10 protein-coding genes are annotated in these 8,447 nt (G+C 54.1%); all 10 read left to right on the top strand.

Features of this window, described 5'->3' with window-relative positions; genetic code table 11:
• Nucleotides 1–271: hypothetical protein (locus ACOSYY_RS16035; RefSeq protein WP_421663687.1), on the top strand; the 271-nt coding region annotated here is incomplete at its 5' end.
• A gap of 162 nt (nucleotides 272–433) precedes the next feature.
• The gene (locus ACOSYY_RS16040; protein WP_421663689.1) at nucleotides 434–1,705 is read left to right on the top strand and encodes a patatin-like phospholipase family protein; all 1,272 of its coding nucleotides are present in this window, start codon (nucleotides 434–436) and stop codon (nucleotides 1,703–1,705) included.
• Between the two features lie 395 nt (nucleotides 1,706–2,100).
• Nucleotides 2,101–2,745, top strand: coding sequence for a hypothetical protein (locus tag ACOSYY_RS16045; RefSeq protein ID WP_421663691.1), 645 nt, complete (start codon nucleotides 2,101–2,103; stop codon nucleotides 2,743–2,745).
• 351 nt (nucleotides 2,746–3,096) lie between these two features.
• The gene (locus ACOSYY_RS16050; protein WP_421663693.1) at nucleotides 3,097–3,654 is read left to right on the top strand and encodes a deoxycytidylate deaminase; all 558 of its coding nucleotides are present in this window, start codon (nucleotides 3,097–3,099) and stop codon (nucleotides 3,652–3,654) included.
• A gap of 251 nt (nucleotides 3,655–3,905) precedes the next feature.
• The gene (locus ACOSYY_RS16055) at nucleotides 3,906–4,646 is read left to right on the top strand and encodes an N-acetylmuramoyl-L-alanine amidase (protein ID WP_421663695.1); all 741 of its coding nucleotides are present in this window, start codon (nucleotides 3,906–3,908) and stop codon (nucleotides 4,644–4,646) included.
• Nucleotides 4,647–4,701: 55 nt separating this feature from the next.
• Nucleotides 4,702–5,280, top strand: coding sequence for a hypothetical protein (locus ACOSYY_RS16060; protein WP_421663697.1), 579 nt, complete (start codon nucleotides 4,702–4,704; stop codon nucleotides 5,278–5,280).
• Nucleotides 5,281–5,448: 168 nt separating this feature from the next.
• The gene (locus ACOSYY_RS16065) at nucleotides 5,449–5,916 is read left to right on the top strand and encodes a hypothetical protein (RefSeq protein ID WP_421663699.1); all 468 of its coding nucleotides are present in this window, start codon (nucleotides 5,449–5,451) and stop codon (nucleotides 5,914–5,916) included.
• Between the two features lie 335 nt (nucleotides 5,917–6,251).
• Nucleotides 6,252–6,428 (top strand): hypothetical protein, encoded by a 177-nt coding sequence (locus ACOSYY_RS16070; protein WP_421663701.1) that lies wholly within the window; start codon nucleotides 6,252–6,254, stop codon nucleotides 6,426–6,428.
• Between the two features lie 627 nt (nucleotides 6,429–7,055).
• On the top strand, nucleotides 7,056–7,382 hold the full coding sequence (locus tag ACOSYY_RS16075) for a hypothetical protein (RefSeq protein ID WP_421663703.1): 327 nt from the start codon (nucleotides 7,056–7,058) through the stop codon (nucleotides 7,380–7,382).
• Nucleotides 7,383–7,684: 302 nt separating this feature from the next.
• Nucleotides 7,685–8,443 carry a coiled-coil domain-containing protein gene (locus tag ACOSYY_RS16080; protein WP_421663705.1) on the top strand — a complete coding sequence of 253 codons (759 nt, stop codon included), beginning with the start codon at nucleotides 7,685–7,687 and terminating at the stop codon, nucleotides 8,441–8,443.
• Nucleotides 8,444–8,447 lie beyond the last annotated feature (4 nt).

Here is an 8,447-nt window from a genome sequence, read left to right on the forward strand (position 1 = left end):
GCCGAATCCGGTGTCGGTGTTCGATCGACTGTCTGATGCCGGCGACGGATGGTATTTTTTCTTGGCCAGCGCGGTGAGCTTCCATACATTTCTAGTCGCAGTCCGCGTCACCTCAGGAGGCAGTTCACGAGAGTACTTCGAAATCCAGGACGGCCAGTCTGTCCGCAAGACCCAGAGACAGCTCAAGGACTGGTTTGACAAAAAATTCCTTCCCAACGCCGAGAAAGCAAGTAGCCGTATCTGGCAGGTTTATGTAAAGCCGTCAGACTGAAGAAAAATGCGACGCAAAGAGTACAGGAAATGCTAATGTACCGGGAAAAGAATCCGTCCTCACGGGACACGCTCGCCAGAAGAATTGCCGAGGTCGGCCTTGTGTAAAGCCACGGTCAGCTAGTCAAATTGCCGCTTGTTGATCATGCTCTTGGAGGGACCCATGTCGACAGCACAAGATTACATCAACCATCCGGACGTTCTGAAGGCACTGCAAACGCTGAAGAGCGAATGCATGGGCAAGGAATATTCCGACATTATCGATGCAGGCGGTCACCAGTATGTCGATCTTGTCATGGAAGGCGGAGGTGTGCTCGGCATCGCGCTGACAGGGTACACCTATGTCCTTGAGCAAGCAGGCATCCGGTTTCTGGGCGTGGGTGGGACCTCAGCGGGATCCATCAATGCCCTCATGATTGCCGCTTTGGGTCCTCCAGGGCAAGCCAAGAGCGAGCGTCTACTGGATGTCCTTTCCCGAATGCCGATGGAGTCGTTTATCGACGGCGATAGCGACGCCAGGGATTTTTCACAGGCGGTTCTGGATAAGGCCGGCATGGTCAAACTCATTTGGAAGGCCTCGCAGATTATCGACAACCTGCAGGACGATTTGGGCTTGAATCCAGGGAACGCCTTTTTGAATTGGCTGACCGCCGAGCTGCAAGGAGTCGGAATCAAGACGACGGCCGAGCTTCTTACCCAATTGCGCACCGTTTCTCCAGGACTGGGACTGAGGCCCACGCGCACCGATACGGAGCTGGCTGAGAAAGACAAGGGCGGGGAATTGGTCATGATCGCCGCGGACATCACGACCCAGACAAAGGTCGACTTCCCCAGAATGGCCGGGCTGTATTGGTGCAAGCCTGAACCGGTAAACCCTGCCTATTTCGCCCGCGCCTCCATGTCCATTCCCTTTTTCTTCCACCCTTTCACAGTCAATGAGTGTTCTTCAAATCCGGAGCTTTGGAGAGATATGGCCGGTTATGAAGGCACGCTTCCGAAACGCGTCATGTTCATGGACGGCGGTATCATGTCCAATTTTCCGATCAACGTCTTTCACCAACCCTATCGAGTTCCAACCGCTCCAACGTTCGGCGCAAAAATCGGCATTGAAGGCACTGAGCCGGCCGAGATCACAAAGCCCTCCCAACTTCTCGGTGCGGTCTTCGATGCTGCCCGTCACACCTTGGATTCCGATTTCATCAAAGCCAACCCTGACTATAAGCATTTGGTCAAGATGATCGATACCGGAGACCATCAGTGGCTGAATTTCACGATGAACCACGAAGACAAAGTCGATCTATTTGCCCGTGGCGCGAAAGCCGCCGCTGAATTCTTATGTGGGTTTGACTGGTCCAAGTATAAGGCGGTCAGAAAGGGTCTGGCAGAGGCCTTTCAAGCGAGCATGGGCAATGGACCGGCAAAGGAGTTGGGCTAGAAACATCGGATCGGTTTCCCAAGCGACGACGACTGGCGTGAAGCCTTCAACAACGACGTTTACGACAACCGGGTAAATCCTGGCATGGTCGGTCATGGCCGTCGAGTGACCGCGAATCGACACCCCATTTGCCTCCTTAACTGTGCTTGTCCTGCCGACCACAGCATCCTAGTCTAATGGTCATTTCCGCTCGATAGTACTCTCGCTCATCCGTTCACAAGACTTTAGGTAACACATGATCCTTGTTACGGAGTCCTTCGTCGCGAAGCATCTCTGCCGCTTCTTCTCCTTACTGTATGGTGTCCTCATGCCTGTCTATTCCATATCAGCATCGTCCTCATTGAATTCCTCATTGAACATGACTAGCATTCTCCTATCGGAGAGGTGGTGGTCTCATGAAGATTTCTTCTTTTCTACTCATTATCTTGACTGCATTGGTCACGGGATGCGCGATTGAACAGGAAGTGTCACGCACCCCTCGGACGGCGGTTGAGCAGGTCCTGTTGACTCAAGCGGTCGAGCAAGCCCTGGTGAATCTTTCGATTCGACTGCCCGATGGCGTCAATGTGGACGTGGATGCGACCGGCCTCGAAAGTGATCGGTCCCGGCTTCGCACGACGAACGCGGACCTCGGCGCGATCGATCGTCCATCACGCGATATTTTGTACATTCGGGATATCGTGGCCGCCGAGTTGGGACGAAGGGGCTATCGCGTTTCTGCCCGAGACACCGAATCCCCATACTTGATTCGCGTGATGGCGGAATCGTTCGGAACGATGCAAGGCACCGTCTTCGTCGGGATGCCGCCGGTTCAGAGCGTGTTGATTCCATTCTCGCTCCCCGAGCTTACCCTCTACAAAAATCAGAGCCAGAGCGGCTATGCTCGGCTGCATTTGGACGTCTACGATAATCGGACCGGCGAATTTCTCGGTTCGACGCCTAAACTGATCGGACGAGCGTATTACAATCAGTACACCGTGCTGATTTTACTGACCTGGAACCGCACCGATGTGACGGCCCCACCCGCAGCGGGACAATGATGGACTGCATCCAGGAGTCTCGGTACGAGATCTGATCGTTGTCCATGCAGAAACTGGTTACGTCGCCTCCCAGGCGGAAGTCCGGGTCCGTACATCGTCTGGCGCGTGGAAGCCCGCCGCAGACGGTGACTTGAAGGCACACGAGAATTCAACCTCGGTGGCATCTCTCGCTTCGATTCGTTTGAAACTCTGCTGGCGCTCACACTTCCATCGCCAAGGGCTCCTACTCACAGCTGTATCTAATGGCCGCGGCCGGACAAACAGCCATACTTAACGCCATCGTGGTAGTATCACGCGCGCAGGAAAGCTGTCGTTTACTCGACGTCTACTATCTCGCATCTCGGAGAGATCATGACGAACACACCTCCGGAACATCACGAATATTTCATGGGCATTGCGATGGCCGTTCGCCGTCGAGCCAACTGCCTCGGCAACCGCGTGGGCGCCATCATTGTCATTGATCGGCGCATTGTCGCGACCGGCTACAACGGAACCCCCGAGAACATGGAAAACTGCTTGGATGGCGGGTGTCATCGGTGCGCGAATCGAGACAAGTATCTCTCCGGCACCGGCTATGATTTGTGCATCTGTGTCCATGCGGAGCAAAACGCTCTTCTGGCAGCTGCGCGTTTCGGCATTCCTGTAGCGAATGCTGTCCTCTATTCAACGATGCGCCCCTGCTTTGGTTGCACAAAGGAACTGCTCCAAGCAAAAATCAGCGCCGTTTACTTCCTTCATGACTGGTCTCATCCTGACACCGACAAGCAAGCCGAGTATGCAAGGCTTCAGGCACGGTTCCCAAATGGCATAAAGCGAATTGACCTCGATGATCCTGACGCTATATGGGCTGTGTCGGCACTCAGAGCCAAAGGAAAGGGGCCGGTGGATGAAACAGGTCATCAGGCATAGGGACACTCAAGCCGTCGACCAAGTGAATCAATAGTTATCCCCGCCGTCCCATTTATGTGCGCATTGCCTCCTTATGTGCGCTGCTACTCCTGAGAACACCAAAAGTACCGGTCGAACAGCATCATTCATTGCTAAATTGCGTTGGAATCCCTATCCTTCCGACTTCACGTAATCTTTTGATCGCAGTTTGGATGAAATCGGCACGAGCCCAACCAGACACCGACAGAATGAGAGAGTATCCGGAGGCAAGCATGGCTATGCAGTGGATTGGAAGTCCGAACAAAGACAAGGGGCGAGAAGGATTCAGGGTCGAGGCAATCGTCATCCACATCATGGAAGGCACGCTCAAGGGCACCGATGCCTGGTTTTCAAATGAAGAGTCCGGGGTGTCGGCCCACTATGGAATCGGAAAAGATGGAGAGATCCATCAATATGTCGGGGAGAGCGATCGTGCTTGGCATGCAGGCCGTATCGTCTTCCCCACCTGGCGATTATTGAAACTCGATGTCAATCCAAACTGGTATACGATCGGCATTGAGCATGAAGGGCGAGAGGATACCCCTTGGTCCGATGCGTTGTACGACGCCAGCGCCCGGTTGATCGATGAGATTTGCCGGCGGTGGGCCATCCCCTGCGACCGCGATCATATCATCGGCCATCGAGAAATTCGCTCTGACAAGACCTGTCCTGGATTCGAAGCCGATCTCGACAAACTCATCGATATGGCCAATGCGTTCCAGCGGGATCCGGCTACGTTTAACTTCATCAAGAAACCGGGCTTCGTGAAGGCGCGCGTCGACTTGAATATTCGTGAGCTGGCCCCCACCACCGCAACTGCAGTGGTCCGTACCATCAAGAAGGGGCGGAGACTAAAGTATCGCGGTTGGACGAGCAACGGGATGAACGTCAACGGGAATGCCCATTGGTATAAAGACTTCGATGATCATTACTTCTGGGCCGGAGCCACCGAGCAACCGATTCCTGGACTCTGAGGCCGATACAGTCCTCCGCGCGAGTCGCCGCGCTCGATCGACGATTGGACTTCTTTTGGTCGGCGGCCTCCTGCTGGCCTGCAGCGCACCGCCCATATCCGTTTATCCCTCCGTACACCTGGCGCCCGACCGACAAGCCATTCTGGTGATCCACTCCGATCGGACAACACCCTCTCAGCTTTCCATTCAAAGTTTGCCGATCGAATCGACACTTGCGCCGGGGCTTTTTTATCGCCCGGAACGATTCGAGCTGGTTCGCGTTTCACCTGACGGACGGTACGCGGCCTTTTCAGCTGCGGGGCATCACAATTTGATAGGCCTTCTGGACCTTGCGACCATGGCAGTGCGGGAGATCGACCTCCTGACGGAAGGCGACGTGGTGGCCTTCTATTGGGCGACCGATGGCCGAACACTTGCCTATGACTACTTGCCGGCCAGCGGCTATCGTCAAATGAAGGGTTACGACCTAGAATTCGGGGAAGGTTTAATCGTGCCTCGTACAGATCGGAATTCGGCTATCCATGTCTCGTTTGAGAGCTGGGGAGCGCGGCCTCATGAGGTCATCCTATGCGTAGTCGATGAGCGCAGTAAGGAACATCGAGCCGAAACCGTCACGCTTATTCCGCGCCGGTAGACGACCGCATCCCTCTGCCGAAGCCATCCGGATGAGCCATAGGATAAGCATTGAATAGGCGAGGCGTCGGGACTACAATTCATCTGTTCATTCTGCAGCCGCAACGCAAACGGCGGTGGTACGGCGAGACTCATCCGGTAGCGGATGTTTTCGCCCAATGAACGCAATATGAAACTGAAAACTGTCCTTGCCATCGCCGCCTGTGGATTACTCTGGGCCTCCCCCTCACACGCAATGAGCCCCCTGGCAGCCCAAGTCTGTAGCCTGCTTGCATCTCCCTCGTTATCCGCTGTTCAGTCCAGGATGGGAACCGGCGAGGGCTGCGCATGGCAATGGCCCAACGGTCAGGCGCTGTCGGTGTATGTTCACATAGATCAACAAAGTGAAACAGCGGCGGGGGCCAAAGAGATGATGGACATGTATTTGCAAAACCCGGCGTTCAAACGCACGACATTTCCGGTTTGTACGGGAGGCGACATGGTCATCGGTGATTTTCGAAACGGCAAAGGCCCTGGGGGCACCGGATACACACAGTGTGCCGGTTTTGTCCTGACCTTCAGCTTTCAAGGTGTCGATGCTCAAAACCATTTACCCGGCATCGCAAAAAAACTCGCCGGAACAAACCTCGCCCGCTAGCCCACATTATTTATGATGATTCGTCGCGAAATTGCCTATTCGCCTGTGAGACGGCCGCCTGGAGTCCGCGGTGGGAAGTGTACTTGAACAGTACGTTGACCGACGGAGCCAGGCGAGCATGGCCGTCTCATTTGGTCGGTCATGCAGGTCGTACCGGCGAAGCCGGGATTGCAGCAGAAGTGCTCATGAATAACGTGGGCAAGCTTCCTGAAAAATCTGGTCAATGGCTCGGCTTTGGCGAGCCATAGATCAACCTCACGATGAGAACATATAGAATCTAGAATCGCCGCCAAGGACCAAAGAGGCAACATTTGTGCTACTGAAAGGGTGCCATCATGAAAAACGTTGAAATGAGCATAGAGGGATCTGTGTTGACGATCAGAGTGGACCTCTCAAAAGAGTTCGGTCCCTCTTCAACGGGCAAGACGATCATCATCGCTTCTACGGAAGGGAACGTGACCATTCCGAATCGACAAGAGAAAGTCGGGCTCAACATCTACCGAAAGAAGTAGCACTGCCCGCGGTCATTTGGCCCTACCTCTTTCACCGGCCAGCCGGCTTACTTTTCCGACCGGCTCTTGACAGATTAGAAATAGCGCTGCAGACCTGCTAATTAGTCTGCGATCCCCAGGATATTCTCATGGCTGTGGATAGCCATACACTTGGCTGTCGACTAATGACTCCGGCAGGACCTATTTATGGATGCCGATCACACATTCCTAGGAATGTGTAAAAAACGTCTGAAGGAAGGACATGGACTACTATTAGTTGTGGTTCATCCGATACGATGCAGACGCCTAAAAAGTAGGCAGTTTGATAAATAGATACGTCATTTGTGCATGATTTGTCCCTAAAACAGACTTGTTCACAAGCTTATCCACAAAAGGTGGGGACCAAGATTGAAGCGGTTGTTTCCCGCGTTCCTAGACGCATGTAATGTATGATGATCCTCCTAAAACTTAAACCTCTCCACCCGTTTCTTGACACCCTTCTGCGTTTCTCCCACAATCCGGGGATTTGGTTATCTTTGACGCCAAACCTCTGGCGCGACAATCAGATGCTCTCGTCAAGGCGTCCTTTTCTTGAGGCCCGTTGAAATCATCACTCCGGTCGGCACTGAAAGGTTTCTCGAGGTGGTAATGAAACGCTTTTTCGTAGTGCTTCTTGTCGTCGTTTCGATGTTTTTAGCCGCCTGCTCTTTCCACGCTGACAAGGCGGCAGAAGGGCCGGATGGACATGGAAGGCTTACCGCAAGTGGTTACACACAAGAAGGCTGTCTACTCAATCTGAAGCTTGCGGCGCGCGAGAGAAATGTGCGACTGGCTCCCGACGACTTACACGTGGAAACGAATTCGTTCATGCTTCTCTTCCCATTCTTGAATCATGAAGGCTATCGGTGCTCGGCGAGTTTCACTGAACGGGAGAAACGGCCGTTGAGCAAAGATCCGCTCTATCCCTTCGATTAACTCGGGTAAGCGACTCACCTCGTTGGATCGCACTGTGTCCGATCTCGCCGCCCGACGCGGCGACATCCGGCAGACCATAGCCGATCTTCCATCGCGATAGTGAACGGCTTCACTCCCACGTTGCAAATTGAATCGGGAAGGCGATAGGATCGTCTTCCCTCTTTCTCTTCCCAATCATGAAGAGGGAAAAGCGCCGACATCGGTTTAGGGTCAACTCAGGCACTTTCGCCTGTGCTTCTTCGCGGATTTCATGCGGGGCGCGAACCATCTTAGTGCCGCCGCACCTTACTTGTGGGTGAGACATGATCATCAAGTTATCCGCCTTCGCTCTTGTATTCATCGTCATGTTCTGTGGAAGCGTGCCGCTTTCTGTTGCCGCCGGAGATTCAGACAGCCAGTCGCCGCAAGATGAATTGAGCGTGACGAAAAATCATCTCCAGCAGGCCACGCAAAAAATCGAAGAGCTCGAGCGACAACTTGCCGCCGGTAGTCTGGAGAATGCAAAGCGACGAATCGGTGAGCTTGTTCTTCAGCTCCATGCCAAGGAGAACGAACTCTCAGCTTTGAGGTCCAGCGTCCATGAGAATTCAAAGAAACTGCGAGAAGATCTTGCCTCGCAAACCGAGGAACTAAACCAAGCCAAGCGTCGTGTCGCCGAAGTCGAACAACAGATGACGTCCGGGAAGGGGCACGAATTGACCCAGGCCAAACGCCGTGCAACCGAAGCAGAACAACAGTCGGCGAGGAAAGAGCAGGAACTCGCCCAGGCCAAGCGGCGCATCACCGAAGTCGAACAGCAGATGGCGGGGAAAGAGCAGGAACTCGCCCAAGCCAAGCACCGCATGGCCGATGCCGAACAGCAGACGACGAGGAAAGAACAGGAGCTGGCGCAGGCCAAGCGGCGCGCCGTCGAAGTCGAACAACAGATGGTGGGAAAAGAGCAGGAACTGGCCCAAGCCAAGCGCCGCATGGCCGATGCCGAACAACAGACGACGCGGAAAGAACAAGATCTAGCACAAGCCACGTGGCGCGCCATCGAAGCCGAACAAAAGACGATGTGAAAAG

It is taken from the genome of Nitrospira sp. BLG_2 (assembly GCF_049222245.1).